This is a genomic window from Kineosporia succinea, assembly GCF_030811555.1.
GTDB classification, from domain to species: Bacteria; Actinomycetota; Actinomycetes; order Actinomycetales; family Kineosporiaceae; genus Kineosporia; species Kineosporia succinea.
Window position 1 is genome coordinate 6,981,932 of sequence record NZ_JAUSQZ010000001.1, and the last position, 26,679, is coordinate 7,008,610.

A 26,679-nucleotide genomic window follows, 5' to 3' on the forward strand; every position below is an offset into this window, starting at 1 on the left:
TACTGACGGCCGGGCGGACGCGGCGGGCCCCGCCGGCGCACTTGGGAGGGTCCCCCCACATGCACCGGAAAACCCATTGCCCGGGCCGGGACGATCCGCCAGAGTGACGCCATGACGTACTGACCGGACACCCGCCCCCACGTCCTCCGTCATGCCCACTCCCCCGAAAAGGACATCGTGCCCGTCTCCCCGGACCAGGCCACCGTCACCGTCTTCGCATCACCCCGGAGCTGGATCGAGACCACCGCGCTCGACCAGTGCCGCCAGGTCGCCGGCCTTCCCGGCATGCTCCACGTCGCCGGCCTGCCCGACCTGCACCCCGGCAAGGGTGCCCCGATCGGCGCGGCGATGAGCTCCACCGTGCTCTACCCCCACCTCGTGGGCGGTGACATCGGCTGCGGCATCGCCGTTTTCCCGCTGCACCTGCGAAAGCTCGTGCCCGAGCGCCTCGCGAAGCGTGGCCACGCACTCCCCGGCCGCGGCGAACTTCTCGGTGGCGCACGGGGCGGGCCGCAAGATGTCCCGCGCCGACGCCCTGCGCCGCGGTCAGGCCAAGCACACGGTGGCCGAACTGCGCCGCACGGCCGTGGGTTCCATCGTGGTCTGCGGCGACCGACAGCTGCTGTTCGAGGAGGCACCGACCGCCTACAAGCGCATCGAGCAGGTGGTCGGCGACCTGGTGACGCACGACCTGGCCACGCCGGTGCTCACCACGGTGCCGGTCATCACCTACAAGACGGCAGACCAGCCGCAGCGGAGGGTGCGTCGGTGAGTTCCGGTCACTGGCCCTGGGAGCGGGTCAGCTGCGCGGCGACGTCGAGCAGGGAGGCGTCGTCGAGCGACTCCTGCACACACCGGGCGAAGAGCCAGGCCGTGACCCGGTCACGGTCGAGCCCGGCCCGGTCGGCCAGGTGGTGGGCCAGTCCCGGGGCGTCGGCGGCGAGGCGGGCCCGGCAGTTGAGCAGGTGCTGCACCACGTCGTAACTCGGGTCCCCGACATACGGTTTCGGGTCGATGACCAGCCAGGGCGCCCGCTCGGCGGCGAGCACGTTACCGGCGTGCAGGTCGGTGCACAGCAGGCGTGGATCGTGGTGTTCGAGCGGCAGCTGACGCAGCAGCGAGACCGCCTCGCGGGCCCAGCCCGGATCGAGGCGCCCGGCCGCCCCGGGCAGCCGGGCCTCGAAGGCGTCCGCCCACGCCGCCGTCATGGCGCTCAGCGGCCGGAACGGGTGATCGCCGGACGGCACCCGCCACAGCTCGTTCAGCACCGTGGCGATCACCTCGTCCTGCTCCGGCTCGGGGCGGCGGGCCAGAGGCGTTCCCGGTTCGCAGCGTTCGAGCAGGAGCGCGACCGTGGTCGGGGTCGTGTCGCTCGCGTGGACCCGCGCCGCGCCGTGCCCGTCCCAGGCCCGCAGGGCCGCGGCCTCGTCCATCGCCTCGTCGTGCCGCCACCCGATCTTCAGTGCCAGGGCCCGGCCCCGGGCGTCCACGGCCGGGGCGACCCAGGCCGATCCCCCGCCCGGCTCGTACGGCGCCCCCAGACCGAGTGACCAGCGAGACGCGTACTGCGCCACCACGTCCTCAAGTCCCGACACCCACGTCCGGAAACCCTCGTCGCCGGTGCGGCCGGCCGACGACAGCAGCCGGGTGGGCAGCGGCAGGCTAATCGCCGGGCCTCCGCCACCGTCGCGCGTACTCGGCGCCGGCCCTCGGGTTCGAGCCGAAATCGCTGAGCAGTTCCGGCTCGCGGTGGTGGAAGTACGTCTCGAACAGCACGTCTCCGCCGCGGTCGACGTGGAAGCGCAGCCACTTGTGGATCTCGGCGATGTAGCGCGGGTTGTCACCGCCCTGGTGGCCCGCCCACTGGGTGCCCGAGGCCACGCCCCATTCGGGCAGGGCCAGGGCCACGTGGTGCTCGAGCGCGAAGTCGGACCACCAGCGCAGCCCGTGCCGCCCGTTCCAGTGCGCGGCGATCTGCGCGTCGGTGGTGTAGGGCTCGTAGATGTCGTACGCGTCGACACCGACCCAGTCGGTCAGCTCGGGCACGAACACGCGCTCGGCCCAGTCGGCGCGCATCCCGGTCTGTGAGCCGCCGATGTTCGCGTTCAGCCCGATCAGCGCCTTCTCGCCGAGTGCCTCGCGGAAGATCGAGGCGTACTGCACGAAGCGCTCGCGCCACCTCGGCAGCGTGGCCTCGGACAGGAACCAGGGCCAGCCGGCGAGATTGAACTCCCAGCCCAGCCGCAGCGCGCAGGCCCGGCCGTCGGCGGCCAGGGCCTCGGCCATCGACTGCAGCGGCCCGGCGAGGTCGTCGTCGAGCGAACCGCCGTCGTAGGCCATCGGCACGCCCACGCTGATCAGGTCGCCCAGGTCGGCCGGCGGCAGCCACCACATGCTGGCCAGGGCGTCGGGCCCGGCGTCGCGGGAGGGGAACGCGGCCACGTGCCCGAGCGGGCGGCCGCGGAGCCGGGCGAACTCCTCGGCCTCCTCGATCGAGTGCCCGGTGGTCAGCACCCCCGAGTTCCAGGTGATCGAGTCCGGTGCGGACATGGCACTCCTCAGGATGTGTGCTGGATCACCGACACCACCCGGCAATCCAATCACACGATCCTCACCGAAAAACGCGCATTCAGGCCTTCTGCGACAGCACCGGACCAATGGCCTCGGCCTGTAGCACCAGCCACGGGCTGAACGCGAAGGGCGTGCGCCGGACCGCTTCCCACAGGTCGGGCCAGGCCACCCAGGCGTACTCGGCGACCTCGGCCGGGTCGGGCCTCACGACCTGCCCGTCGGGGACGAGCGCGACGTGAACCGGGCAGACCTCGTGCTCGACGACCCCACTGGCATCGACGGCGTGGTACTGGAAGTCGGGCAGCCTGACGGTGAGATCGTCGGCGGTGAGCCGGATCCCGAGCTCCTCCCCGACCCGGCGGGCGGCGGCGACGCGGATGTCCTCGCCCGGGCGCGGGTGGCCGCAGCAGGAGTTGGTCCACACCCCGGGCCAGGTCTTCTTGCCCAGGGCCCGGCGGGTGACGAGAGTGCGGCCCTGCGCGTCGAGCAGGTGCACGGAGAACGCCAGGTGCAGGGGGGTGTCCGCGTCGTGCACCTGCAGCCGGGGTGCGGTGCCGCAGGGCCGGTGCGCGTCGTCGAGCAGGACCACCAGGTCGGCCGGGTCGAGCGTGGCGATCGGCGAGGCGTCAGTCATGTCCGCCATCCTCGCCTCTCCGGGGCCGTTCGCGCCCGTTGACCCGCAGGTATGGTCGCGGACGGGACAGATCGGGCTGGTGGGACGCTGCAGTCGCCCCACCGTTCCCAGGGCCTAGATCTGGTTCTCGCCGCCGTCCACGTACAGGTTGGCACCGAGCATGAAGCTGCTGTCACCGGAGGCGAGGAAGGCCACGGCGGCGGCGATCTCGTCCGGGTCGGCCAGGCGCCCGATCGCGATGCGGGCGGCCTCGCCGGTCTTGAACGCGGCCGCGTTCTCCCCCGCCAGCTCGTCGATGCCGTTGGTGTCGGTCGGGCCGGGCGAGATCGCGTTGACCCGCACCCCGCGGTGCTTGAGCTCGTTGGCCCAGGCCCGGGTGAACGTGCGCAGCGCCGCCTTCGACGCGCCGTAGGCCCCGAACCCGGCCGTGCCGCGGTCGGCCGCGGTGGAGGCGTTGACGATCACCGACGCACCCTCGTTGAGCAGGGGCACCGCCTTCTGCACCGTGAACAGGGTTCCCTTGACGTTGACGTCGAAGATTCGGTCGTACTCCTCCGGCGTGATCTGCTCGACCGTGCCGAACGAGGCGGTGGCCGCGTTGGCGAAGAGCACGTCCAGCCCTCGGCCCCGCTGCCGCACCACGTCGTACAGCCGGTCCAGGTCCTCGGGTTTCGTGATGTCGGCGGGCACGGCCGTGACGCCCTCGCCGATCCGGGCCACCGCGTCCTCGAGCTCGGCCTCCCGGCGCCCGGCGATGAACACGTGCGCCCCCTCGGCCACGAACCGCGCCGCGGTGGCCCGGCCGATCCCCTTCGTCCCGCCACCGGTCACGACCGCCGTCTTGCCTTCGAGCCTGCGCATTGCTGACCTCCCACTAGTTCGGCACCGATCGGTGCCGAACTAGAAGCTAGCAGATCTGCACCGATCGGTGCGCAAGTTGTAGACTCTGGCCGTGGACACCAGGGCGCCGCTCGGCCGGCCGCGCGGCTTCGACGCCGACGAGAAGCTCGACGCCGCCGTACGCGTCTTCTGGGAGCAGGGTTTCGAGGGCGCCAGCCTCACCGCCCTGACCGAGGCCATGGGTATCAGCCGCAAGAGCCTCTACGCGGCCTACGGCAACAAGGAAGAGCTCTTCCTCAAGGCCCTCGAGCGCTACACACAGAGCACGTCGGCGTACGTGCCGCTCGCACTGGCCGAGCCCACCGCCCTGGGCACCGCCACGGCCTACCTCGCCGGATCGGTGCGGGCGAACACGCAGCCCGACTCCCCGCCCGGCTGCCTGGGGGTGCAGGGGGCGCTGCCCGTCAGCGAGACCAGCCGCTTCGCGCACGACACCCTCACGGCCTGGCGCGAGACCGGCGTCACCGCCCTGCGCGAACGGTTCGAGCGCGCCGTCGCCGAGGGCGACCTGCCCGCCGGCGCCGATCCCGCGCTGCTAGCGCGGTTTCTCATGACCGTCTCCAACGGCCTGGCCGTGCAGGCCGCGGGTGGCGTCGGACGCGAAGAGCTCCAGCACCTGGCCGACGCGGCCATGCGGGCCTGGCCCCTGACCTGACCAGCACCAGCACCGGCACCAGCACCGACACCGGCACCGGCACCGGCACCGGCCGACGTACCTCCGGGACCGGCGCACCGCATGCCGACCGGCCCGTCCCGCCGAAGCACGTCGAGCCGAAACACTTCACGGCGAAGCACGTCGAGCCGAGCAGCACCGACCGGCCCACCCCCGGGCTGCCCCACCTCAACCCGCCTGGTTGCACCGCCCGCTGAACACCGTGCGCACCACCGGCTCCAGCACCTCCTCGTAGCGCCCGCCGGCCGGCCCCAGCCCGAGCTGGTCGGCCAGCCCGTAGGTCGTGGCGAGAATGCGCGTGGCGGCCACGTCTTCGTCGGTGCCCGGCCGCACCTCGCCGCACTCCTTGCCGTTCACCACGGCCTGCCGGATGCGGGCCCGCAGCCGCTCGTCGTTCTCCACCGCGAGCCGGTGCAGCTGCGGCTCGCGCCAGGCCTCGGTGCGCAGCTGCTGCCCGACGCTGTGCTCCTGACGCCGCGCGTCGTCGAGCGGGAGCAGCTCGTGCAGCGCCGTCACGATCATCGCGCGGATCGTCTGCCGCGCCCCGGTCCCGGCCTCGACGACGGCGGCCACCCGGGCCTCGCGCTCGTCGAGCAGCGCCTCGAACGAGTACCGCACCAGCTCCGACCGGTCGGCGAAGTAGTGCTGGATGGTGCCGACCGAGACCCCGGCGGCGGACGCGATGCGGGTGTACGTGGTTGCGCCGAAACCGTTCTCGGCCACCTCGGCCTGGTGGGCGCGCACGATCTGGCGACGCCGCTGCTCGTGATCGACAATCCTTGGCACTGGTTAATCATACACTCATATGATTATGGTTTCCGTATGGCCATATTACTAAGAGTCCTCCTGACGCTCCTGCTGCTCACCCTGAGCACCACCGCCGCCGCCTTCGCCCCCGAACCGGCCCACCGGCCCACCGCCGGGCCGGCCCCCGGCCCCGCCCGGCTCGACTCCTTCGTGCGCGAGCGGCTCCACGACACCGGCGTTCCCGGTGCCACCTACGCGATCGTCGGCACGAACGGCGTCGAGCACTCGGCCTCGTTCGGCACCGACGGCGACGGCCGGCCGGTCACCACCGCCACGCCCTTCCTGTGGGGCTCGGTGTCCAAGCCGGTCACGGCGACGCTCGTGGTGCTCCTGGCCCGCGACGGCCTGCTCGACCTCGACGACCCGGTCGGCCGGCACATCCCCTCGTTCGCGAAAGACCCGGCCCGGCGGGCCATCACGATCCGGCAGCTGCTCACCCACACCAGCGGCCTGCCCCAGGGCCTGCAGCTCACCGACCACTACGGCGAGAACCGTTCGCCCGCGGCCGTGACCGGGCAGATCGCCCGCCTCGACCTCGGGCCGCACGTGCACGCCTACTCCAGCCTCAACTACGTGGTGCTGGCCGCCGTCGTCGAGTCGGTCACCGGGCAGCCGATGGGGGACGCGCTGGCCCGCCGTCTCCTGTCACCGGCCGGAATGCGCTCGGTACCGGCCGACCCGCGCGAGGCCGAGCAGGTGCTCCCGCCCGGCCACCGGTTCGTCGCCGGGCACGCCAGGGCCTTCGGGAGCCGGGTCGACCCGGCCACCCGCGCGGCCGGTTATCTCGTCGGAACCCTCGACGACCTGTCCGCCTTCGCCCGCACCCAGCTGACCGGCGGCGCCGTGCTCACCGACGCCGAACGCGCGACGCTGCACCGCGAGGCCGTCGACGGGTACGCCCTGGGCTGGCGCACCACCACCGTCCCCGGCACCGACGAGCCCATGGTCTGGCACGGCGGCGCTGCCCCCGGCTACCAGGCGGCCGTGCTCCTGCTGCCCGGGCGCGACCAGGCCGTGGTGCTGCTGCAGAACGCCTACAGTCCCTTCAAGGACGCCACCCTCATGGACACCTCCATGGGAATCGCCGCCCTCCTGGCCGGTTCTCAGCCCCCGGTCCACGGCACCGACCCGCTCTACCCCGGTGTCCTGGCCGGCCTCGTCGCCCTGGCCCTCATCCTCCTGGGTGCCGCGACCCGCGTCGTGGTGCACCTCGTCCACCATCGACCCGCGCGACCACTCACCACCGCCCTGACCGTGACCGCACTCGGCCTCACCGGCGCGGGCCTCCACCGGTTCCCCGGTCTGCTCGGTGTGAGCTGGGGCCAGGTGCCGCTGTGGGCACCCGACATCGCCGCGCTGCTCGACGTGTGCGCCGTGCTGCTTGTGACCCTCGCCGGGCTGATGCTCGCCCGGCTGATGCTCACCCGGCTGGCCCTCACCCGCGTCCGGCTCACACCTTCAGGCGCCGCCGGATCTTCGCCCGGTCGGCCTCCGGGAGCGCCTCGAGGTCCGCGAGACGCGGCAGCAGAGCGGGTTCCAGGGTCATCGCCCGGAACGCCACACTGATCGTGACGTCGTGCTCGGGGCGCGCGATCACCTCGATGCCGTCACCGGCCCGGACGGAGCCCGGCTCGATCACCCGGAAGTACGGGCCGGGCAGCGCGGTCTTCGTGAACTCCTTCATCCAGCCCTGCCGGTCCAGCCAGCCCTGGAACGTCGAGCACGGGATCCGCGGCCGGGTCACCTCGAGCACCACCTGCTCGCCGATCCGCCAGCGCTCGCCGATCAGGGCCTCGTTCACGTCGATGCCCTCGGTGGTCAGGTTCTCGCCGAAGACGCCGTTGGGCAGGTCGCGGCCCAGGACCGGCTGCCAGGCGTCGAGGTCCTCGCGGGCGTAGGCGTAGACGGCCTGGTCGGTTCCACCGTGGTGATCGACGTCGTAGACGCGGTCGCCGGCCAGGCCGACCGACCCGTCCCCCATCGGCCCGGGAGCCGTGACCGCGACCGCTGCCCCGGTGGGACGCTTGTCGATGCCGGTCATCGAGGCGGTGCGCCAGGGGTTGTCGACGGGGCGGCCGATGTTGACCGACAGCAGCTTCATGGCGCCCACCGTAGATCAGGTTCGCGGGAAGGTCACGGTCACGATCAGGCCGCCCTCCGCGCGTGGACGCAGCCGCAGGTCGGCGCGGTGCGCCCGGGCGATCGACGCCACGATCGCCAGGCCCAGACCGCTGCCCCCGGCCCCTCCGGGAGTGCGTCCGCGACGGGTTCGTCCCGCCCCGCGCACGAACGGCTCGGTCAGTGTCGCCACCACCTCCTCGCTCAGCACCGGCCCGGCGTTGACGACCTCCAGCCGCGCCCGGCCTCCGTCGCCGGCGCCGACGCTCACCCGCACGAGCGGGTCGTCGGCGCGGTTGTGGATGACGGCGTTGCGCACGAGATTGTCCACCAGCTGGCGCAGCAGGGGCAGGTTGGCCGTCACCACGACCGGGTTCAGGTCGGTGCCGACGCCCTCGTGCGAAACGAGGACGTCGCGGGTCACCTCGGCGAGGTCGCAGGGCTCCCGGTGCAGGTCACCGCGCTCGGGCCGGGCCAGCTGCAGCAGGGCCTCGTGCGTGTCGATCGAGCGGTCGTTCATCTCCTGCAGCCGGGTCAGGAACGTCTCCAGATTCACCGCGCCCGGATTGGCCTGCGCGACCTGCAGCATGGTCTTCATGACGGTCTGCGGGGTGCGCAGCTCGTGCGAGGCGTTGGCGGTGAACCGGCGCTGCTCCTCGAACGCCTTCTCCAGCCGGGCCAGCATCGTGTCGAAAGTGTCGGCCAGCTGGTGCAACTCGTCGTCGCGGCCGGGCAGGGCGATGCGGTGCGACAGGGACCCGTCGGCCGCGGCCCGGGCCGCGGTGGTGATGCGTTCCAGCGGGCGCAGCATCTGCCCGGCCAGCAACCAGCCCGCGGCGAAACCCGCGAACGCCAGGAAGATCGTGCCCCAGACGGCCAGTTTCACCGCCTGCCGCATGAGATCGATGCGCCGGGGCGCGAAAGCACCGGTCTCCACGACGGTCAGATGCCCCTCGGGAACGTAGTGCAGCAGCACGAGAACCACCGCGAACAGCACCATCCCGGCGAAGACCAGCAGACCGACGTAGCTCAGCGTCAGCTTCATCCGGATGCCGAGACCCGGCTGCCGGGGCGGCTTCCCGATCACGACGGACCGAACCGGTAGCCGGCCCCGGCCACGGTCTGGATGAGCTGCGGCTCACCCAGCCGCTTGCGCAACGTGGAGACGGTGACGCGCACGGCATTCGTGAACGGGTCGGCGTTCTCGTCCCAGGCCTGTTCCAGCAGGTCTTCCGCGCTGACCACGCCCCCGCCCGCGCCGATCAGCACGTGCAGCACCGAGAACTGCTTGCGGGTGAGCGCCACGTAGTGCCCGTCGCGGTAGACCTCGCGGCGGAACACGTCGAGCCGCACCCCGTCGCTCTCGATCACCGGCGGCCGGGCCTGCGCCGGACGCCGGCCCAGCGCCCGCAGCCGCATCACCAGCTCCCGCATGTCGAACGGCTTGGTCAGGTAGTCGTCGGCGCCCAGCCCGAACCCACTGGCCTTGTCGTCGAGCAGGTCGGCCGCCGTGAGCATGAGGATGCGCGGGCCGTCACCGGCCCCGGCCAGCCGCCGGGCCACCTCGTCACCGTGCACCACCGGCAGGTCACGGTCGAGCACCACCACGTCGTAACGGTTCACGGCTGCCAGCTCCAGGGCCTGCGCCCCGTCGAGCGCCAGGTCCGCGGCGATCGCCTCCAGGCGCAGCCCGTCACGTACGGCCTCGGCCAGGTAGGGCTCGTCCTCGACGATCAGCACACGCATACGGCCAGGCTAGCCGCCGGGGGTTTTCGCGGGCATAAACGAAACCGCAGACGCCCCCGCAACCTGCGCCCCGCTGTCCTGGAACCATGACCGCGACCAGAACGCCTGCTTCACAACGATCCTGGCCCACCGCCCTGGTGACCCTCGCCCTCCTCGTGGCGGCCGCCTGCGTCGTCACCACGTTCGTCCTCAAGCCCACGTCGCCCGTGCGCTCACTGATCACGAAGGACGCGGCGGCCCGGGACATCGGGGCCGCCGACGGTTACGTGGGAGCCGGGTCGGTGGACGTGCACGAGGACACCCCCGCGCTGACGCGCCTCGACCCCGACCTGCTCGCCGCGGTGCGCCGGGCCTCGGACGCGGCGGCCCGCGACGGCATCGACCTCCGCGTCACCAGCGGCTGGCGCAGCGAGCGCTACCAGCAGCACCTGCTCGACGAGGCGGTGGCGAAGTACGGCTCGTACGCCGAGGCCCGGCGATGGGTGGCCACCCCGCAGACGTCGCAGCACGTCACCGGCCAGGCCGTGGACATCGGGCCCACCGACGCAGCCGACTGGACCACCCGGCACGGCGACGACTTCGGCCTGTGCCAGGTGTTCGCGAACGAGATGTGGCACTTCGAGCTGCTCACCCGGCCCGGCGGCGACTGCCCGCCGATGCGGGCGGACGGGTCCAGCGGCTGAGGGTCGAGCAGGGGGCGCGCAGCCGGCGGCTCGGTGCCACGGGCCGGGCGTTTCCGGCAGAAGTGGCGCCCGGTCTGTCGTTACGGGCCGGGACCGGGAAGGCGGCACCGGCGAGCCTGCGTCCGGTCGCGGTCGCGGGCCCTGGTCGTCGCGGGGTGATTACCCGGGAGGGCTCTCGGGCTCGTGGGACTGCCCGAGTTCCCGGGCCGTTCGGGCTACTTCCTGCAGATAGCGGATGTGCCCGGCGAGCGCGTTACGGCCCGCCGGGCTCAGGCGCAGCCAGGTCCGGGGCCTCTTGCCCACGTACCCCTTGTGCACCTCGAGATATCCGGCCTTGCTCAGGTGTGACGCCTGCTTCGACAGTGCCGAGTCGCTGAGCCCGAGAGAGTCACGGACGTAGGAGAACTCGGCCCACCGGGTCGCGGCCAGCAACGAGACGATGCCGAAGCGGGTCGGGTCCATCAGTGCCGGGTCGAACATCCCGGCGGTTTCAGCCACGGCTGACCCTACTGTAGAACAGGCGCTTGACCAGCGGCCAGGACGCGGCCAGCAGCACACCGGCTCCGGTCCAGGCCATCGTGTGGTCGGCGCCCACCCCGGCCGAGTGCAGTGCGGTCTGCGCCATCAGGGCCACCACCATGACGGCCACCAGGAACAGGGCTCCCAGGAGCCGGGCGGGCGTCCAGCGCGGGCGCGCGTCGCTCCACGTGTTCGGCGCCATCCGCAGGCCCATCCGGGCCCCGAACCAGGGACTCTGGGCGAACACCGACAGGATGAGCGGTGCGATGAGCAGGAAGACGCCCCACCCGTTGCCGGGCCAGACGTCCTGCGTGACGCCGTACACGGCGAGCATCGCGCACTGCAGGAGCCACATCCAGCCCGGCAGCGGGGCGCCCGCCAGGTCACGCCGGCGGTTCTCGTTCTCCTGCAGCAGACGAGAGGCCTCTTCGGGGGTGGGCCGGTTGCTCGTGGTCATGATTCTCCTCCGTGACGGGCAGCGTTGCCCAGTGACCAACTACTTTCCTGACAAGAAAGTAGTAGGTACTTTCCACCCAGGCAAGTACAGGTGATCCTGGCGCCGGCGACGTCATGCGCGCGACGCCCGAGCGTGGCCGGTGGCTTCAGCGGCCCGGAGCGAGCTACCCGCGGGGCGACGACGACTGTTGACGCGAGCAGTGCGGCGAACGCCGTCACGGCGTTCGCCGGCGGTCAGAGACCGCCTGGCGGCGCGTGAGAAGCTCTGCGTATGAACGTCTTCCGGTCCGAGGCCGTCGAAAGACTGGTCGCTCCGGACGGCAGCGTCGCGCCCATCGTTGGCCAGCCCCGGCAATGGCTGATCACCCCGATACGCGGGCAATGAGCTCGACCCGCCGACGCTGCTGGAGCTGGCCACCCGTGACGCCTTCGACGAGTACACGAGGCTCACCAGCGAGAGTCCACGATCTCCCGACCACGAGGGTGCCATCGCCGCTCTCCGGCAACACCTGGACGGGTTCCTGTCCGTCGAACCAGACCCGTGCGCCTGGTTCTCGACGGAGAGGGCCTGCATCCCCGGCCGTGCGAACCGGTGCGACTGACGGGTCCGGCGGCTGAGGGCGAGGGCGCAGTGACCGAGCCACCCAGGACCAGGATGCCGCTCAGGGTTCGGTGACGACATACCCGCCGTCAGGACCCAGTTCGGCCCAGCCCTGCTCGACCAGACATCGCAGCGCCTCCCGCACCGCCGGTCCCGAGTGCCCGGCCTGCTCCAGATCACCGGGCCCGGGCAGACGCTGCCCGGGCCGGTAACGGCCGGCCTGGATACGCGCGGCGATCTGATCGGCGAGACGCGAGATGTCGGACACGCAGTGATCCTTGCCGCGTTCGTCCGGGTCAGGCACACCCCTGCGGGTGTGCTCCGACCGTGCCCACGCGTCGGGGACCAACGGGCACCTACCGGCCGAGCAGCTCCTCGAGGACCGTCAGCATGCCCTGCTCGGCGTTGCTCGGGGCGATCGCGGCGGCCCGGGCCAGCACCTCCGGGTGGGCGTTGGCCATCGCGAACGACCAGGTGGCGGCGTCGAGCATCTCGAGGTCGTTGAGGTAGTCGCCGAACGCCACGGTCTGGTCGCGGGTGATGCCCAGGCTGTCCTGCAACTGCTCCACGGCGGCACCCTTGTTGGCGCGCGCGGCCATCACGTCGACCCAGTGGTGGTTGGACACGACGACCTGCTCGCGCTCGCGGAACCGGTCGAGACGGGGGCCGGCACCGGTCTCGGCGTCGCCGAAGTCGAACACGGCGATCTTGAGGATCTCGTCGTCAGGCGCCAGGAGGTCGTCGACGATCTCGAGCGCGGCGTAGTACTTGCGCACCTCGCCGACGAACGGCTCGTCGGTGCGCTCCACGTAGGCCGAGCGCTTGCCGCAGAGCACCACGCCGAGATCGAGCTCGGTGCGCGCCAGTTCGCGCAGGTGCTCGATCACCTCGACGACCGTCGCGCGGGTGAGCGTGGTGGAGCCGAGCTCGGCGCCCTCACGCACCAGGTACGTGCCGTTCTCGGCGACGTACGGGGTGTCGGCCGGGGCCTTCTCGAACAGCCGGGCGAGCGTGGCGTACTGCCGGCCGCTCGCGGGCACGAACACGATGCCGCGTTCGCGCATGCGCTCCAGCAGCGGCCAGAAGCCGGCCGGGACGTCACCGTTCGCGTCGAGCAGGGTTCCGTCCATGTCCGCGACGACCAGCCTCAGGTCGAGGGCCCCGCCCGGGATCAGGACGGTCGGGGTGGACTCGGCGGTGCTCGACACTTCGCTCCTCGTGCAGGGGGACTCGCGGCACCGTCAATCTACGGGCGCGGTCGGGGTGCGGGCCGGACAGGTCGGGACAAAGCGGGGCGTGAACCCCGTCACCCTCGGCCGACCCGGCCGACCCGGCCGCCCGATCCCCCGGGTCGGCCCCGTCACCCCGGCCCGGCGCGTCCCCCGTCGCGGTCGAGGGCTCAGGCGCTGGTGGCCACCAGCGGCTGCAGCTTGATGCCCGGGTTGTCGCGCTCGATGCCCCGCACGCGCCACTCGTCGGTGAAGAGCGCGAACATCTGCCCGTCGGCGTTCTCGACCACCTCGACGTCGCGCTTGGTGCGCAGGATCGGCAGCACGTCCGGCTCGATCAGGCGCGCGGTGGTGAAGCCCAGTTCGGTGAAGCGCACCGGCGAACGGTATTCGTTGGTCATCCGGTACTGCACCACGTCGAACTGCAGGGCACCGACCGCGCTGAGGATCGGCTCGCCGAGACCGTGCGCGTCGTTGATGAGCACGCGCACCACGCCCTCGGCGTCGAGCTCGCGCAGGCCCTGCCGGAACGACTTGCCCGAGCCCAGATCCTTGGGGCGCACCGTGCGGAAGTGCTCGGGGGCGAACACCGGCAACGGCGGGTACTCGACCTTGCCCGCCTCGGAGATGGTGTCGCCCACGTTGATGTGGCGGGCGTTGACCAGGCCGATGACGTCGCCCGGGTAGGCCACGTCGACGGTGGAACGGTCGGCGCCGAACACGGTCTGCACGTGCTTGAGCACCATCGGGCGGCCCGTGCGGTTGTCGCGGACCGTCATGCCCCGGTGGAAGACGCCGGAGTGGATGCGGGCGAACGCGAGACGGTCGCGGTGGGCCGGGTTCATGCCGGTCTGGGTCTTGAAGATCTGGGCGCTGAAGCGGCCCGGCAGCGGCTGGGTGGCCCCGGCGACGTCGGGCTGGTCGCGCGGGGAGGGCGCGACGTCGACCAGTGAGTCGAGCACCTGGCCGACGCCGGTGTTCGCCACGGCGGCGGTGAAGTAGACGGGCGTGGTGCGGAAGGCGAGGAAGGCCTCTTCGTCGTGGTCGCCGTCGGAGATCGAGAGCAGGTCGCTCTCCTCGACCGCCTGCACCCAGGCGGAGCCCTCGACGGCCTCGGCCCGCACGGCGTCCATGCGCTCCTCGAGCGCCAGCGTGGCGCCACCGGGAGCCCGGGTGTACTTCACGTACTCACCGCTGCCGCGCTCGAGCAGGCCCCGGAAGTCGCCGGCGATGCCGACCGGCCAGGTCATCGGGGTGGGCTTGAGGCCGGTGATGGACTCGATCTCGTCGAGCAGCTGCAGGGCCTCCTGGCCCGGCCGGTCCCACTTGTTGATCACGGTGATGACCGGCAGACCCCGGGTCTTGCAGACGCCGAACAGCTTGCGGGTCTGCACCTCCATGCCGCGCGCGGCGTCGACCAGCATGATCACCGCGTCGACGGCGGTGAGGGCGCGATAGGTGTCTTCGGAGAAGTCGGCGTGACCGGGGGTGTCGACCACGTTGATCACCTGGTCGCGGTGGTCGAGCTGCACCACGGCCGAGCTGATCGAGATACCGCGCTGCTTCTCCATGTCCTGCCAGTCGGTGACCACGCCCGCGCGCCCGCCGCGCCCGTGCACGGCCCCGGCCTCACGCAGCGCCTTGGCGTGCAGGGCCAGCGCCTCGGTCAGCGTGGACTTACCGGCGTCGGGGTGAGAGATGACGGCAATGGTGCGGCGCCGGCCCGCCTCGGCCAGGATCTTCGGGGCCGGGATGTCGCTGGTCTGGGCGGGGGTCTGGGTATCGGCGCTCACCGGCCCATTCTCTCCTGTGCGGAGGTGTGCTCGGGACACCCGCGGGCCTGCGGCCGACCGGGATGTTCCGGACGGCGACCGGCGAGACTTCCTGGTCCCGTCCCCCGGATCACCAGGCAAGCCCCGTGCAAGCCCCGTGGAAGCCCCGTGCAAGCCCCGTGCACCACGTTCACCGGTGGTGACGCAGCGCCCGTCCGGGCACCGCGCCGGTGCGCACGCCGTCGGCGATCACCGGCGTGCCGGCCACGAGCACGTGGGGGATGCCGACGGACGCGCGGCGCGGGTCGTCGAACGTGGCTGCGGCAGCCACCGTGGCCGGGTCGAACAGGACCAGGTCGGCGACCGCGCCCACGCGCAGCACGCCGCGGTCGGTCAGGCCCAGCCGCCGGGCGGGGCGGGAGGTCAGGTGGGCCACGCACTCCTCCAGGCCCAGCACCCCTTCCTCACGGACGTAGTGGCCGAGGTACCGGGGGAAGGTCCCCCAGGCCCGGGGGTGGGGTTTGGCTCCGGTGAGCAGGCCGTCGCTGCCACCGCAGTGACGGGGATGGGTCATGATCGCGCGCACGTTCTCCTCGTGGCCCACGTGCTGCAGAATCGTGGTGCCCAGGCGGTCGCGGCGCAGGATCTCGGTGAACACGTCGAACGGGGCCCGGCCGGCGGCGGCCGCGATCTGCGCGATCGTGCGGCCCACCCAGGCGCCGAGCTCCTCGTGGCGCACGCCGGAGATCTCGAGCGAGTCCCAGTCGGCGGCCACACCGTGACAGCCGTCCGACCCGACGACCTCCACGTCGTGCCGGATGCGCCCGAGCACCGCCGCGTCGTCGAGCCGGGCCAGCGTGGCCGCCGGGCCCCCGGCCGACGCCCAGCTGGGCAGCACGGCCGACAGCGTGGTCGAGCCCGGGAGGTAGGGGTACGTGTCCAGGGTGACGTCCACGCCCGAGGCGACCGCCGCGTCCACCATCGACAGCAACTGGGACGCCCGGCCCGCGTTGACCGCGAAATTCATGGTGGCGTGGGTGAGATGGAGCGCGGCGCCGGATCGCCGGGCCACCTCGACGACCTCGGCGTAGGCCTCGAGCGCGCCCCTGCCGTACGAGCGCTGGTGCGGTGCGTAGAAGCCCCCGTGGGCCGCGACCACCTCGCACAGCGCCACGAGTTCTTCGGTGTCGGCGTACATTCCGGGCACGTAGGTGAGACCGCTCGACAGGCCGAACGCACCGTCCCGCATGCCCTCGTCGACGAGTTGCCGCATGCGGACGAGCTCATCACCCGTGGCGGGGCGATCGTCGTTACCCATCGCCATCATTCGCACGGTGCCCTGCGGCACGAGGTAGGCGACGTTCACGGCGGCACCCCGGTCGACGCGGTCGAGGTACTCCCCCACCGTGCGCCACGACCAGTCGATGTCGGGGATGCCGTTCCAGCCGGCCAGCTGCTCGCGGAGCACGTCGAGCACCCTGTCGTCGGCCGGGGCGTAGCTCAGTCCGTCCTGCCCCAGGACCTCGGTGGTGACGCCCTGGGTGGTCTTGGCCAGGTGCTGCGGGTCGGTGAGCACGGCCAGGTCGGAGTGGGCGTGCATGTCGATGAAGCCGGGGGCGAGGACGAGGCCGCCGGCATCGATATCGCTCGAGCCTGTTATCAGGCCGATCTCGGCGATGCGCCCCCTCTCGACGCGGACGTCGGCCCGGCGGGCGGGCGCTCCCGTGCCGTCCACGAGGGTGGCACCACGGATCAGCACGAGAGCACCTGCCCGGTCATGGGATTCAGTCCAGCACGGCCAGGGCGTCGATCTCGACCAGCATCTCGGCGCGGGGCAGGCCGGTCATGACCGTGGTGCGGGACGGCAGGATGCCCGAGGCACTGTGCTGCGTCACGTACTCACCGTACGCCTCGTTCATCGCGGCGAAGTCGTCGCGGGTGGTCAGGTAGACGCGCAGCATGACCACGTCGTCGAAGGTCGCGCCGCCCGCGGTGAGGATGGCGTGCACGTTGGCCAGGGTCTGCAGGGTCTGGGCCTTCACGTCGCCCGGGTGGAGGTATTCGTTGGTCACCGGGTCGACCGGGCCCTGGCCGGAGACCTGCAGGATCGGGCCCTTACGCACCCCCTGCGAGAACGTGTGCGCGGGGGCGGGGGCCTCGGGGGTGGAGACGGCGGTGCGGGGCGTGCTCATGAAAGCTCCTTCGGGCACAGGGCAGGACCAGGAATGATCTTGCCCGATCTCAGACGGTGACGGACGGGCGGACCAGGCTCTCGATGCCCCGGGCGGCCAGGACCTGCGGGCTGTCGGCGCTGGTGACGACGGCCGGGAAGTGGCCCGCCGCGCGCAGTTCGTACCAGGCCTCGACCACGGCGCCGCCCGGGGCGAGGGAGGCCCGCGAGAGCGGCACGTGGTGCTCGTCGACCTCGATGACGACGGCCTCACGGCGCACCGGGGCCACGGGCGCGGTGGCGCGGGCCTGGGCCACGGCCTCGGCGTAGGCCCGGCCCACCGGCTTGACCTGGTTGTTCACGTCGAGCAGACCCAGGCTGTACTCCAGGTCCTTGTAGTCGCCCAGGTCGCGGCTCACGTCGTGCGAGCACCACCAGGTGATGCCGTGCAGGTGGCGCGTGGTCAGCACGGACTCGACCGTGCGGCGGCAGAACTCGGGCATCTCCTCGGGCGTGAGGTTCAGCGCGGGGGCGCCGACCTCCTGCACCCAGACCGGCCGTTCGGGGTCGGTGGCGAACGCCCGCGACAGCTCGGCCATCCACTCGGCGTGCCAGGTCGCCCGGTCGGACAGGCCGCCGTAGCGCTGCCCGGTGCCGTTGAAGATCCACGAGTGCACGGTGGTCACGTCGCCGAGCCGGCTGGCGTGGGTGGGCAGGAACGGGTGCCCGTCGCGGTACCAGAGGTGGTCGTTCTCGCTGTGCGTGATCACGTGGCGCGGGTCCGGATCCTTCGCCCCCGCCAGCAGGCTGCGCAGCCAGTGCCCGATCTGCTCGCTGTCGGCGGGCATGGCGGCCGGGTTCGGCGGCTGGAACTGGTTGACCTCGTTGCCGAGCGTGAGGCCGGTGAAGTTCGGGGCGTCGCGCACCGCCTCGTAGACCGCGCCGACCAGCGCCGCCTGGGCCCGCACCGCCTGCTCGTCGGTGAACATGTTGCCCGCGTGCCAGTTCACCAGCCAGGCCGGAACGAAGTCGAAACCGCTCATGTGGCCCTGGATCACGTCGACCGAGGCGTCCAGCCCGAACTCACCGGCCAGGTCGACGACCAGCCGCACGTCGTCGAGCGCGCGGCGCCGGATCAGCGTGCGGTTGGGCTGCAGCACCGGCCACAGCGGGAAGAGTCTCACGTGGTCGAGCCCGAGACCGGCGACGGCCTCGAAGTCGCGCCGCACGGCATCCGCCTCGACGGCCATCCACTGAAACATCCAGTCCTGGCTGGGGACGTAGTTCACGCCGAAACGGGTTGTCACTGGGCTCCTTCGAACGAGGGACGCGGTGGTCGGGTGTTTCAGGAACGGCGGGCTTGCGCGGTGGACTCGCGGACCACCAGGCGGCGGCCGGGAACGACCACCGAGGCGGCACTCTCACCCCGGACCATGCGGTGCAGCAGGTCGACGGCGGTGCGGGCGCTCTCTTCGACCGGGGCCGAGAGGGCCGTGAGCCGGGGACGCACCAGCTCGCTCACCCACGAGTCTTCCCACGACAGCACCGAGAGGTCAACCGGCACACGCACTCCGATCTCGGGGGCGTGCGCCACCACCTGGGTGGCCAGGGCCTCGCTGTCGAGCACCAGGGCGGTGACGTCACCGCGGGCGCCCAGCAGGGCGGCGACCGGATCGGACGCCTCTTCGTCCCAGGCCAGCGACCGCACGCTCATGTCGCGACGGCGGGCGGCGGCGCTCAGCACCTGGTTGCGGCGGCGGCTGTGGGCCAGGCCGGGAGCGGAGGTGACGCGGGCGATGCGGCGGTGCCCGAGACCGGCCAGGTGGTCGAGGAGCTCGGCCAGACCACTCTCGTCGTCGAGCGTCACCCCGGGCACGGCCGACGTCACCGGGGTCGGGCCGAGCGCCACGGCGGTGGCGGACAGACTGCGCAGCAACGGGATCCGGGGGTCTTTCGTGCGCAGGTCGACGAGCAGGAACCCGTCGACCCGCTGCTCGGTCCACCACTGCCGGTAGACCTGCGCCTCCTCGTCGGGCGGCACGACCGTGAGGGACAGCGACCAGCCCACCCTGGCCAGCGGCCCGGTGAGCCCGGCGATCAGGCGGATGAAGAACGGGTCGCGCCGGAACGACTCCTCGGACTGGGTGACGACCAGCCCGATGCTGTTGCCGACGGCCCCGCCGCTGGAGCGTGAGACCCGGCGGCCGGCCAGGTTGGGCCGCCAGTTCAGCGCGTCGGCGGCCTCCCGGATGCGCCGGGCCGTCTCCGGGGAGATGTTCGTGCGGCCGTTGAAGACGTGCGAGACGGCCGAGACCGAGACCCCGGCGGCCTGGGCGACGGCGGCGATGGTGGGACGACGGGCGGCACCGGCAGACCCGGCCGCACCGGCAGACCCGGCCGCACGGGCAGACCTGGCCGCTCCCGCTGCACTGCCCGACGCGCTGGTGCCCATGTCGACCCGCCCGAGGTTGTTTTGATCAGATGACCGTTCCCCGCCGCTCTTGACGCGGTACGGCAGTACACCGGTATACCTTACGGCAGACATCTAGTACACCGCTATATCCGTTCCCACCGTCGGGAGGATCCGATGAGCGAGTCCCTCAGCAGGCGCACCCTGCTGACCGCAGGCGGGGCCGCTGCTGCCCTCATGTCACTGACGGGATGCGGTGCCGTGCAGGCACTCCGCCCCGCCTCGGGCGGGGCCGGCACCCTCGTCGTGCACTCCCAGTTCAACGGCGCCGTGGCCGGGGCCGACGTGTTCCGGGCGATCGTGCAGCAGTACCGCGACACCACCGGCCGCTCGGTCGCCACGCTCAGCAACGGCAGCGACCTGCCGATCGTGTTCGAGACCTCGGTGCTCGCCGGCAAGGAGGCCGACGTCGCGATCATCAACATGGTCGGCAAGACGCTGGCCTGGACCGACGCCGAGGCGACGATCCCGGTCGAGGGCTACCTCGGGCAGTGGGGCCTCGACACGCGGATCGAGCCCGGGGCGGTCCAGGAGTGGACGACGCCCAGCGGTCACCTGCGCGCGTTCCCGTACACCCGCACCAACTGGCCGGTGGCGTTCAACACCCGGCTGCTCGAGGAGGCGGGCCTCGAGATCCCGCTCACCAGCGCCGACCTCATCGACGCGGCCGACCGGCTGCGCAGCAAGGACATCGGGCCCGTCACCATCGGCGGGGGTGACTGGAGCGGGCAGAAGCTCTTCATCCAGGTGATCCAGTCGTTCCTGACCGCCGACGAGGCCGCCGACGTCTTCGCCTCCGGGAGGTTCAGCGAGTCCGAGGGAGCGGTCGCGGGCATCCGGCACTTCGCCGAACTGCGTGACGCGGGCGTTTTCGTGGACAGCGCGCAGGGTTTCACCAGCGACTCCATGCTCACGCAGTACAACACCGGCAAGGCCGCGATCATGTCGTCGATGTCCTCGGCGCTGGCCAAGGTGCCCGCCGACCGCGCCGCCGAGACCACCATCGGGGGCTGGCCGGTGCCGCCGGGCGCGATCTCGACCAGGCCCACGGTGATCCAGAGCTTCAACGGCATGGGCGTGTGGATCAGCGAGAACGGCTCCAGGAAGCTGGATCTCGTCGAGCCGTTCGTGCAGTGGCTGTTCAGCGACGAGGTGGTGGCGCAGTTCATCACGCAGTCCGGCCGGGACATGAACGCCGTCACCGACGTCACCAGCGACCGGTTCCCGCTGGTGGCCCAGGCCCAGGCCCTGGCCGCCGGGGACAGCGTCGACCCGGTGATCCTTCCCGACCTGCTCATCCCCGAAGCCGTTTTCGAGCCGATGACCCAGGCCACGGCGCAGGCGTTCGGCCCCGGCACCAGCCCGGAGCAGATCGTCGACGTCCTCGAAGCCTCGTACAAGAACGCCTGAGAGCAGGGAGACCCGGATGACCACCCAGCTCGACCCTCCCCGCCCCGACCTGGCGACCCCACCGCCCCTGAGGCGCCCGGACGCCTGGCGCCAGAAGTTCCCCGGCCTCGCCCTGCCCGGCCTGATCTGGTACGCGGTCTTCACCATCGGCCCGGTGATCGCGATGTTCGTCATCGCGTTCCTGGACTGGCCCGGCATGCTCGTCGACCCGGGCTTCGCCGGCCTCGGCAACTTCCGGGACGTGTTCTCCGACCCGGTGTTCTGGGACGCCGTGCGCAACAGCGCCGTGCAGATCGCCGTCGGCCTGCCGATCATGATGGTGCTCGCGTTCCTGCTCGCCTTCTACGTCGTGCGCAAGCCGCGCGGTCACAAGGTGCTGCGGTTCTGGCTCTTCGTGCCCGCCCTGATCTCGGCGCCCGCGACCGCGCTGATGTTCTACTCGCTGCTCAACCCCGACGGCCTCGTCAACGGGGTGCTCGCCGCCCTCGGCCTCGACGGCTCGCGCGCCTGGCTCGCCGACGAGGCGACCGCCCTGCCGTCGCTCATCATGATCGACCTGTGGGCCGGGATCGGTTACTCGGCCGTTCTTCTCGCCTCCCGGCTGGACTCGGTGGACGAGGAGATCGTGCAGGCCGCGATGGTCGACGGCGCGAACAACACCCGCCTGGCCTGGGGCATCTACTGGCCGATCGCCCGGGACTTCATCGGGGTCGTGGCCATGCTGCAGTTCCTGTCGATCCTGTTCAGCTCGGCCCAGAACGTGCTGCTGCTGACCAAGGGCGGGCCCGGCACGTCGACCACCACGCTGTCGTACCTGATCTACCAGAAGGCCTTCGTGGACGCCGATCTCGGCTACAGCCAGGCCGTCGGCATCGTGCTGTTCGTGGTCGGGCTGATCGGCATGTTCACCATCCGCCGCCTGCTGCGCCCCACCCACTAGAAGGAGTCCGCTGTGAAATTCCCCCGCATCAGTGGGTTCCTGGCCTGGGGCTACGCCCTGCTGCTGGTGATCCCCTTCTACTACCTGGTCGTCTCGTCGTTCAAGGAGAACGACGACATCTTCACAAACCCGCTGAAGCTGCCCGCCACCTGGGACTTCGGCAACTACGGGGAGGCCGTCGGCAGCGCCGACCTGGTGCCCGCCGTGGCCAACTCGGTGATCGTGACCGGCCTGGCGCTGGCCCTGACCCTGCTGCTGGCCGTGCCCGCCGCGTTCGCCCTCTCGCGTTCCACCGGCCGGGCCGGGCGCATCGTCGAGGCCACGTTCTCGCTCGGCTTCCTCATCCCCACGTTCGCGGCGCTGTTCCCGACGTTCCTGCTCGCCGCGTTCACCGGCCTGTTCCACACCCGCACGTTCCTGATCCTCCTGCTGCCCGCCACCGCGATGCCGCTGGCCGTCGTGATCCTCACCCAGTTCATGCGCACCATCCCGCGTGAGCTCGAGGAGGCCGCGTCGATGGACGGCGCCTCGACCCTGACCATCCTGCGCCACGTGCACCTGCCCATCTGCATCCCGGGCATCGCGACGGTCGTGCTGCTGTGCTTCCTGTCGTTCTGGAACGAGTACCTGTACTCACTCATCATCATCGGGCCCGACCCCGCACAGCGCACGATCCAGGTCGCACTCCCCACCCTGCAGCTGACCACCGGCACCGACTACGGCGTTCTCATGGCCGGTACGGTGTTCACGCTGCTGCCGGTGTTCGCGGTCTACGCCATCACCCAGCGACAGATGCAGCGGGCCCTGGTCTCCGGGGCGGTGAAGGGATGAAGCACGTGCTGGAACGCCTCACGCTGAAAGAGAAGATCGGCCAGCTGAACCAGCGGCTGCCGGGCTGGGACGCGCTGGAGGTCACCCACGGGAAGCTGGTGGTCACCGACGCACTGAAGCAGGAGGTCGAGCGCTTCGGCGGCATCGGCTCGCTGTACGGGCTGCAGCGCGCCGACCCCTGGTCGGGCCGGCACTGGGGCAACGGCATCCCGCCGGAACGCTCGGCCGAGGCCACGGCCCTGGTGCAGTCGTACATCCGGTCGCAGTCGTCGTCCGGCCTGCCCACCCTCTTCGTCGAGGAGGCCCCGCACGGGCTGCAGGGCCTGGGTGGGCACGTGCTGCCGGTGAACCTCGCGGTCGGCGCGGCCTGGGACGACGACCTGGTCGCGGAGCTCGCCGCCCAGGTGGCGCACGAGCTGCGGGCCCGGGGCATCCACGTGGCGCTGCTGTCCGGCCTGGACATGCTGCGCGACCCGCGCTGGGGCCGGGCCGAGGAGTGCTTCTCCGAAGACCCCTACATCGCATCGCATCTCGTGCGATCAACGGTCATGGCCATGCAGGGAGCCGGTGAGCGGATCGACACCGAGCACGTGGCCGTGGTGGTCAAGCACCTGGCCGCCCAGGGGGCCGGGATCGGCGGCCGCAACGGGTCCGGGGCCCCGCTCGGCTGGCGTGAGCTGCACGAGATCCACCTGCCCGCCGCGCGGGCCGCGGCCGAGGCCGGGGTCGCCGGGTACATGGCGGCCTACAACGACGTCGACGGCATCGCCTGCAGCGCCAACCGCGACCTGCTCACCGGTGTGCTGCGCGAGAACTGGGGCTGGGAGGGCATCGTGATGGCCGACTGCACAGCCCTCGACCGTCTGCTCGACGCCGCGCCCGACCACGCTCACGCCGGGGCCCTGGCCCTGAGAGCCGGTGTGGACATCAGCTTCTGGGACGAGGCCTACGTGGTGCTCGACCAGGCTCTCGACCGCGGGCTGATCGAGATGGCCGACATCGACCGGGCCTGTGAGCGGGTGCTGTCGCTGAAGCAGCGGCTGGGCCTGTTCGACGAGAGCCCGGCCGACTCGGAACCGGCTCCGGGAGACGACGTCCTGGCCCACCGCCTGGCCCACCGCCTGGCCCGCGAGAGCATCGTCCTGCTGCGCAACGACGGCGTCCTGCCCCTGGCCGGGAGCACGCGTCTCGCGGTGGTTGGCCCGAACGCCGACGATCTGCTGAGCCAGCTGGGCGACTACACGGCCCCTCGCCCGGTGCCGGACCCCACGTCGTCCACCATTCGTTCCGCCCTGATCGCACGGGGTTTCCCGGTGGAGCACGCGGCCGGGAGCAAACTGCGCGAGCGCATCGACGGCGGTCTCGACGCCGTGCGCGCGGCGGTCGGGGCCAGCGAGGTGGCCGTGGTCGTGCTCGGCAGTTCGAGCCGTCGCCTGTACGAGTCCGAGTTCGCCGAGAACGGCGCCGTGCAGGGCGCCGACCTCGGCATGACCAACGGCGAGGGGGTCGACCTGAGCCGCGTCGCGATCGACCCGGTGCAGATCGAGGTCGCCCGCGCCGCGCGCGAAGTGGGTAAGCCGATGGTCGGCATCGTGATCGGCGGTCGGCCGCACGCGGTCACCGAGTTCGCGGGTCTCTGCGATGCGCTGATCTTCTCGGCGTTCCCCGGGCCCACGGGCGGGGACGCAGTGGTGGACGTGGTGAGCGGCGCCGAGTCGCCCTCGGGTCGGCTTCCGGTCACCTTGCCCGGCGGTGAGGGTGTCTGGCCGGTGGCGCACGACGAACGGCGGGAGACGTCGCGGGGTTACGCGGACGCCTCGTACGCCGACAACGTCCTGCTCGGGACCGGCCTGTCGTACAGCACTTTCGAGGTCTCGGTGCTCTCCGGCTCTCAGACCGAGGTGCGTGCGCGGGTGCAGAACACCGGTTCCGTCGAATCTCGCTACGTGGTCCCGCTGTACGGGCGCCGGCACGTACTGGGGGTGCGGCCACGGGTGCGTCAGGTCATCGGCTACGTGCCGGTGCACCTGGCCCCGGGCGAGGAGCAGGAGATCGTCTTCCCGCTCGGCATCGACGAACTCGGCACCGTGGACTCCCACGGCCTGCTGGAGCTCACGCCCGGGCACCTGGACGTGTGGGTCTCCGGCGACCTCCACCCACCCACCGACTCGGTGAGAATCGAGGTCGCACCGTGAAAGACGTCCTCCATCGGCAGGTGGAAAAGGTGGCGGGCGCTTTCGACGACCCGCGCGTGGCCTCGATGGTCTCCGACGCCCTGAACCGCACCCTGAGCGACACGCTCACCCGCGACGGCGACGAGTACTTCGTGATCACGGGTGACATCCCGGCCATGTGGCTGCGCGACTCGACCACCCAGTTGTGGCCCTACCTGCGCATGCTCGGCGAGAGCCCGGAGATCGCGGACATCGTGGCGGGGGTGCTGAAGCGCCAGTTCCGGCAGATCGAGCACGACCCGTACGCGAACTCGTTCAACCCGGGCCCGACCGGAGCTCATTACGAGCCGGGCGATCTCAACGACGACCCGTGGGTGTGGGAGCAGAAGTACGAGATCGACTCGCTGGCCTTCCCCCTTCTGCTGGCCCACCGGTTCTGGCGGGCCACCGGGCGCACCGACGTGTTCGACGATCGGGGGCACCGGGTGTTCCGCACGATCCTGGAGCAGATGAGGCTCGAGCAGCGGCACGAGGAGCGCTCGGCCTACCGGTTCGTGCGGCCCGGGGCGATCGCGACCGAGACCCTGGTGCGCGACGGGCTCGGGACGCCGGTGGGCCACACCGGCATGACCTGGGGCGGGTTCCGGCCCAGCGACGACGCCTGCACCCACGGGTACAACATCCCGGGAAACCTGCTGGCGGCGCAGGGTTTGCGGCACCTGGCCGAGATCTGCCTCCCGGTCTGGAACGACGCGGCCCTGGCGTCCGCCGCTCTCGAGCTGTCGGCGGAGCTGGTGGCCGGGGTACGGGAGTTCGGCCTGGTGGAGCACCCCCGGCACGGGCTGATCTACGCGTACGAGGTCGACGGGCTGGGCGAGCAGCTGCTCATGGACGACGCGAACATGCCCTCGCTGCTGAGTCTTCCGCTGCTGTCGCCCGACGTGCTCGATCCCGAGGTGTACGCGCGCACGCGGGCCTTCGTGCTGAGCCCGGACAATCCGTGGTGGTTCTCGGGCACGGCCGCGTCGGGCGTCGGCAGCCCGCACACGCGCGAACGGCGCGTGTGGCCGATCGGTTTCGCGGTCGAGGGGCTGACCAGCGGCTCGGCCGAGCGGCAGCGCGAGCTGGTGGCACTGCTGCTGGCCACGGACGCGGGCACGAACCGGATGCACGAGGCGTTCGACGTGGACGACCCGGCACGGTTCAGCCGGCCGTGGTTCTCCTGGGCGGACTCGATGTTCTGCGAGCTGGCGCTGACGGTGGCTTCAGCGTGATGCCAGGGCCCGGTCGAGCCACTCCCCCAGGAGGCGCCGCTCGGCCGGGCTCAGGACGTCCAGGCGGGGGGCCAGGGCACGAAAAGCCACGACGGTGGCCGTATTCCCCGGATCCCCAACGCCGGGCGTGCCGGTGAGGATCTGCTGGAGCACACCTTCGAACATGCAGTCGGCCAGCCCGGCGTCACGCTCCTCGGGCGGCGTGGCCAGCAGCAGCTGAATCGTGCCGACGCCGGACGCCTGCATGACGGCGACGGCGCGGGCCTCACTGACGCGCAGGCGGCCGGTCAGGGCCACGCGGTGCATGCGGGCCTGGAGAACCTCACGGCCGTTGCGGGCCGCGGGTGAGTTGACGATGCGGCCGGGGTCGCTGAGCAGCCGGAACACGGCCGGATTGGCGAGGCTGAAGTCGATCTGGGTGTTCCAGCCGGCCCGCAGATCGTCGATCGGGTCGGTCTCGGCCCAGGCGGCGGTCTCGACCAGCGCCGCCTTCTGCGCGACGAAAGAGGCCATGACGTGCTCGGCCACGGCCTCGAGCAGCCCGTCCTTGTCGCCGAAGAGCCGGTAGATCGCCGGGGCCTGCACCCCGGCCTCCTGGGCCACCGCCCGCGTGGTGACGGCCGCGGGCCCGTGCTCTTTCAGCAGGCGCGCGGCGACGTCGACGATCGCGGTGCGCCGGTCGGGTGCTTCGCTCACACCCT

At 71.6% G+C, this 26,679-nt stretch carries 26 protein-coding genes and 1 pseudogene; 9 read left to right on the plus strand and 18 right to left on the minus strand.

Annotation, left to right across the window (positions count from 1 at the left end; genetic code table 11):
• Positions 1-174: 174 nt before the first annotated feature.
• Positions 175-772, plus strand: a pseudogene (locus J2S57_RS35465) (RtcB family protein).
• Between the two features lie 7 nt (positions 773-779).
• On the opposite strand, the gene J2S57_RS30840 reads toward J2S57_RS35465, so the two are convergent.
• The 4 genes from J2S57_RS30840 to J2S57_RS30855 form a co-directional block, all read right to left on the minus strand.
• On the minus strand, positions 780-1,595 hold the full coding sequence (locus tag J2S57_RS30840; RefSeq protein ID WP_307249501.1) for an aminoglycoside phosphotransferase family protein: 816 nt from the start codon (positions 1,593-1,595) through the stop codon (positions 780-782).
• Positions 1,596-1,662: 67 nt separating this feature from the next.
• Complete coding sequence (locus J2S57_RS30845) at positions 1,663-2,550, minus strand: glycoside hydrolase family 26 protein (protein ID WP_307249502.1); 888 nt, start codon at positions 2,548-2,550, stop codon at positions 1,663-1,665.
• Positions 2,551-2,629: 79 nt separating this feature from the next.
• Entirely contained in the window at positions 2,630-3,205 is a 576-nt protein-coding gene (gene idi / locus J2S57_RS30850) for an isopentenyl-diphosphate Delta-isomerase (protein ID WP_307249503.1), read from the minus strand.
• Between the two features lie 114 nt (positions 3,206-3,319).
• Positions 3,320-4,066 (minus strand): SDR family NAD(P)-dependent oxidoreductase, encoded by a 747-nt coding sequence (locus J2S57_RS30855; RefSeq protein WP_307249504.1) that lies wholly within the window; start codon positions 4,064-4,066, stop codon positions 3,320-3,322.
• Between the two features lie 85 nt (positions 4,067-4,151).
• On the opposite strand from J2S57_RS30855, the gene J2S57_RS30860 reads away from it, so the two are divergent.
• Positions 4,152-4,760 (plus strand): TetR/AcrR family transcriptional regulator, encoded by a 609-nt coding sequence (locus tag J2S57_RS30860; RefSeq protein ID WP_370882724.1) that lies wholly within the window; start codon positions 4,152-4,154, stop codon positions 4,758-4,760.
• Between the two features lie 186 nt (positions 4,761-4,946).
• Here J2S57_RS30860 and J2S57_RS30865 read toward each other — a convergent pair whose 3' ends face one another.
• Positions 4,947-5,564 carry a TetR/AcrR family transcriptional regulator gene (locus J2S57_RS30865; RefSeq protein ID WP_307249506.1) on the minus strand — a complete coding sequence of 206 codons (618 nt, stop codon included), beginning with the start codon at positions 5,562-5,564 and terminating at the stop codon, positions 4,947-4,949.
• A gap of 36 nt (positions 5,565-5,600) precedes the next feature.
• On the opposite strand from J2S57_RS30865, the gene J2S57_RS30870 reads away from it, so the two are divergent.
• Entirely contained in the window at positions 5,601-7,151 is a 1,551-nt protein-coding gene (locus J2S57_RS30870) for a serine hydrolase domain-containing protein (protein ID WP_307249507.1), read from the plus strand.
• Here J2S57_RS30870 and J2S57_RS30875 read toward each other — a convergent pair.
• Genes J2S57_RS30875 through J2S57_RS30885 form a run of 3 tightly spaced genes read right to left on the minus strand, consistent with a single transcriptional unit; the run spans position 7,036 to position 9,449 of the window.
• On the minus strand, positions 7,036-7,686 hold the full coding sequence (locus J2S57_RS30875) for an MOSC domain-containing protein (RefSeq protein ID WP_307249508.1): 651 nt from the start codon (positions 7,684-7,686) through the stop codon (positions 7,036-7,038). The two genes, J2S57_RS30870 and J2S57_RS30875, sit on opposite strands and share 116 nt — an antisense overlap.
• A 15-nt stretch (positions 7,687-7,701) precedes the next feature.
• On the minus strand, positions 7,702-8,790 hold the full coding sequence (locus J2S57_RS30880; protein ID WP_307249509.1) for a sensor histidine kinase: 1,089 nt from the start codon (positions 8,788-8,790) through the stop codon (positions 7,702-7,704).
• Positions 8,787-9,449, minus strand: a complete 663-nt coding sequence (locus tag J2S57_RS30885; RefSeq protein WP_307249510.1) for a response regulator transcription factor — start codon at positions 9,447-9,449, stop codon at positions 8,787-8,789. The genes J2S57_RS30880 and J2S57_RS30885 overlap by 4 nt, the downstream gene beginning before the upstream one ends.
• 86 nt (positions 9,450-9,535) lie before the next feature.
• Between J2S57_RS30885 and J2S57_RS30890 the strand changes: the two genes are divergently transcribed.
• On the plus strand, positions 9,536-10,132 hold the full coding sequence (locus tag J2S57_RS30890) for a M15 family metallopeptidase (RefSeq protein ID WP_307249511.1): 597 nt from the start codon (positions 9,536-9,538) through the stop codon (positions 10,130-10,132).
• Between the two features lie 159 nt (positions 10,133-10,291).
• Here J2S57_RS30890 and J2S57_RS30895 read toward each other — a convergent pair whose 3' ends face one another.
• From J2S57_RS30895 to J2S57_RS30935, 9 genes are all read right to left on the minus strand, one after another.
• A complete protein-coding gene (locus tag J2S57_RS30895; protein WP_370882725.1) occupies positions 10,292-10,612 on the minus strand; it encodes a winged helix-turn-helix domain-containing protein in 321 nt (106 codons plus the stop codon).
• A gap of 10 nt (positions 10,613-10,622) precedes the next feature.
• Complete coding sequence (locus tag J2S57_RS30900) at positions 10,623-11,108, minus strand: hypothetical protein (RefSeq protein WP_307249513.1); 486 nt, start codon at positions 11,106-11,108, stop codon at positions 10,623-10,625.
• Between the two features lie 661 nt (positions 11,109-11,769).
• Positions 11,770-11,976, minus strand: coding sequence for a GntR family transcriptional regulator (locus J2S57_RS30905; protein ID WP_307249514.1), 207 nt, complete (start codon positions 11,974-11,976; stop codon positions 11,770-11,772).
• 88 nt (positions 11,977-12,064) lie between these two features.
• Entirely contained in the window at positions 12,065-12,916 is an 852-nt protein-coding gene (locus J2S57_RS30910; protein ID WP_307249515.1) for a Cof-type HAD-IIB family hydrolase, read from the minus strand.
• 191 nt (positions 12,917-13,107) lie between these two features.
• Positions 13,108-14,730 (minus strand): peptide chain release factor 3, encoded by a 1,623-nt coding sequence (locus J2S57_RS30915; protein ID WP_307249516.1) that lies wholly within the window; start codon positions 14,728-14,730, stop codon positions 13,108-13,110.
• Between the two features lie 169 nt (positions 14,731-14,899).
• Positions 14,900-16,468 (minus strand): N-acyl-D-amino-acid deacylase family protein, encoded by a 1,569-nt coding sequence (locus tag J2S57_RS30920; protein ID WP_307249517.1) that lies wholly within the window; start codon positions 16,466-16,468, stop codon positions 14,900-14,902.
• Positions 16,469-16,493: 25 nt separating this feature from the next.
• Positions 16,494-16,901, minus strand: coding sequence for a RidA family protein (locus tag J2S57_RS30925; RefSeq protein ID WP_307249518.1), 408 nt, complete (start codon positions 16,899-16,901; stop codon positions 16,494-16,496).
• A gap of 49 nt (positions 16,902-16,950) precedes the next feature.
• Positions 16,951-18,186, minus strand: a complete 1,236-nt coding sequence (locus tag J2S57_RS30930; RefSeq protein WP_307249519.1) for a glycoside hydrolase 5 family protein — start codon at positions 18,184-18,186, stop codon at positions 16,951-16,953.
• Between the two features lie 38 nt (positions 18,187-18,224).
• Positions 18,225-19,331 (minus strand): LacI family DNA-binding transcriptional regulator, encoded by a 1,107-nt coding sequence (locus J2S57_RS30935; RefSeq protein WP_307249520.1) that lies wholly within the window; start codon positions 19,329-19,331, stop codon positions 18,225-18,227.
• Positions 19,332-19,466: 135 nt separating this feature from the next.
• Between J2S57_RS30935 and J2S57_RS30940 the strand changes: the two genes are divergently transcribed.
• Genes J2S57_RS30940 through J2S57_RS30960 form a run of 5 tightly spaced genes read left to right on the plus strand, consistent with a single transcriptional unit; the run spans position 19,467 to position 25,978 of the window.
• A complete protein-coding gene (locus J2S57_RS30940; RefSeq protein WP_307249521.1) occupies positions 19,467-20,759 on the plus strand; it encodes an ABC transporter substrate-binding protein in 1,293 nt (430 codons plus the stop codon).
• Positions 20,760-20,775: 16 nt separating this feature from the next.
• The gene (locus J2S57_RS30945) at positions 20,776-21,699 is read left to right on the plus strand and encodes a carbohydrate ABC transporter permease (protein WP_307249522.1); all 924 of its coding nucleotides are present in this window, start codon (positions 20,776-20,778) and stop codon (positions 21,697-21,699) included.
• A gap of 12 nt (positions 21,700-21,711) precedes the next feature.
• Complete coding sequence (locus J2S57_RS30950; protein WP_307249523.1) at positions 21,712-22,530, plus strand: carbohydrate ABC transporter permease; 819 nt, start codon at positions 21,712-21,714, stop codon at positions 22,528-22,530.
• Complete coding sequence (locus J2S57_RS30955; RefSeq protein WP_307249524.1) at positions 22,527-24,725, plus strand: glycoside hydrolase family 3 N-terminal domain-containing protein; 2,199 nt, start codon at positions 22,527-22,529, stop codon at positions 24,723-24,725. The genes J2S57_RS30950 and J2S57_RS30955 overlap by 4 nt, the downstream gene beginning before the upstream one ends.
• Positions 24,722-25,978, plus strand: coding sequence for a glycoside hydrolase family 125 protein (locus J2S57_RS30960; RefSeq protein ID WP_307249525.1), 1,257 nt, complete (start codon positions 24,722-24,724; stop codon positions 25,976-25,978). Before J2S57_RS30955 ends, J2S57_RS30960 begins: the two co-directional genes overlap by 4 nt.
• Here J2S57_RS30960 and J2S57_RS30965 read toward each other — a convergent pair.
• Entirely contained in the window at positions 25,970-26,674 is a 705-nt protein-coding gene (locus J2S57_RS30965) for a TetR/AcrR family transcriptional regulator (protein WP_307249526.1), read from the minus strand. The genes J2S57_RS30960 and J2S57_RS30965 overlap by 9 nt on opposite strands.
• Between the last annotated feature and the right edge of the window lie 5 nt (positions 26,675-26,679).

Excerpts from the sequence above, each read along its gene's own strand:
- J2S57_RS30845 (WP_307249502.1), bottom strand. The coding sequence starts at position 2,550 with ATGTCCGCACCGGACTCGATCACCTGGAACTCGGGGGTGCTGACCACC.
- idi (WP_307249503.1), bottom strand. The coding sequence starts at position 3,205 with ATGACTGACGCCTCGCCGATCGCCACGCTCGACCCGGCCGACCTGGTG.
- J2S57_RS30855 (WP_307249504.1), bottom strand. The coding sequence starts at position 4,066 with ATGCGCAGGCTCGAAGGCAAGACGGCGGTCGTGACCGGTGGCGGGACG.
- J2S57_RS30870 (WP_307249507.1), top strand. The coding sequence starts at position 5,601 with ATGGCCATATTACTAAGAGTCCTCCTGACGCTCCTGCTGCTCACCCTG.
- J2S57_RS30875 (WP_307249508.1), bottom strand. The coding sequence starts at position 7,686 with ATGAAGCTGCTGTCGGTCAACATCGGCCGCCCCGTCGACAACCCCTGG.
- J2S57_RS30885 (WP_307249510.1), bottom strand. The coding sequence starts at position 9,449 with ATGCGTGTGCTGATCGTCGAGGACGAGCCCTACCTGGCCGAGGCCGTA.
- J2S57_RS30890 (WP_307249511.1), top strand. The coding sequence starts at position 9,536 with ATGACCGCGACCAGAACGCCTGCTTCACAACGATCCTGGCCCACCGCC.
- J2S57_RS30895 (WP_370882725.1), bottom strand. The coding sequence starts at position 10,612 with ATGTTCGACCCGGCACTGATGGACCCGACCCGCTTCGGCATCGTCTCG.
- J2S57_RS30900 (WP_307249513.1), bottom strand. The coding sequence starts at position 11,108 with ATGACCACGAGCAACCGGCCCACCCCCGAAGAGGCCTCTCGTCTGCTG.
- J2S57_RS30925 (WP_307249518.1), bottom strand. The coding sequence starts at position 16,901 with ATGAGCACGCCCCGCACCGCCGTCTCCACCCCCGAGGCCCCCGCCCCC.
- J2S57_RS30935 (WP_307249520.1), bottom strand. The coding sequence starts at position 19,331 with ATGGGCACCAGCGCGTCGGGCAGTGCAGCGGGAGCGGCCAGGTCTGCC.
- J2S57_RS30940 (WP_307249521.1), top strand. The coding sequence starts at position 19,467 with ATGAGCGAGTCCCTCAGCAGGCGCACCCTGCTGACCGCAGGCGGGGCC.
- J2S57_RS30945 (WP_307249522.1), top strand. The coding sequence starts at position 20,776 with ATGACCACCCAGCTCGACCCTCCCCGCCCCGACCTGGCGACCCCACCG.
- J2S57_RS30955 (WP_307249524.1), top strand. The coding sequence starts at position 22,527 with ATGAAGCACGTGCTGGAACGCCTCACGCTGAAAGAGAAGATCGGCCAG.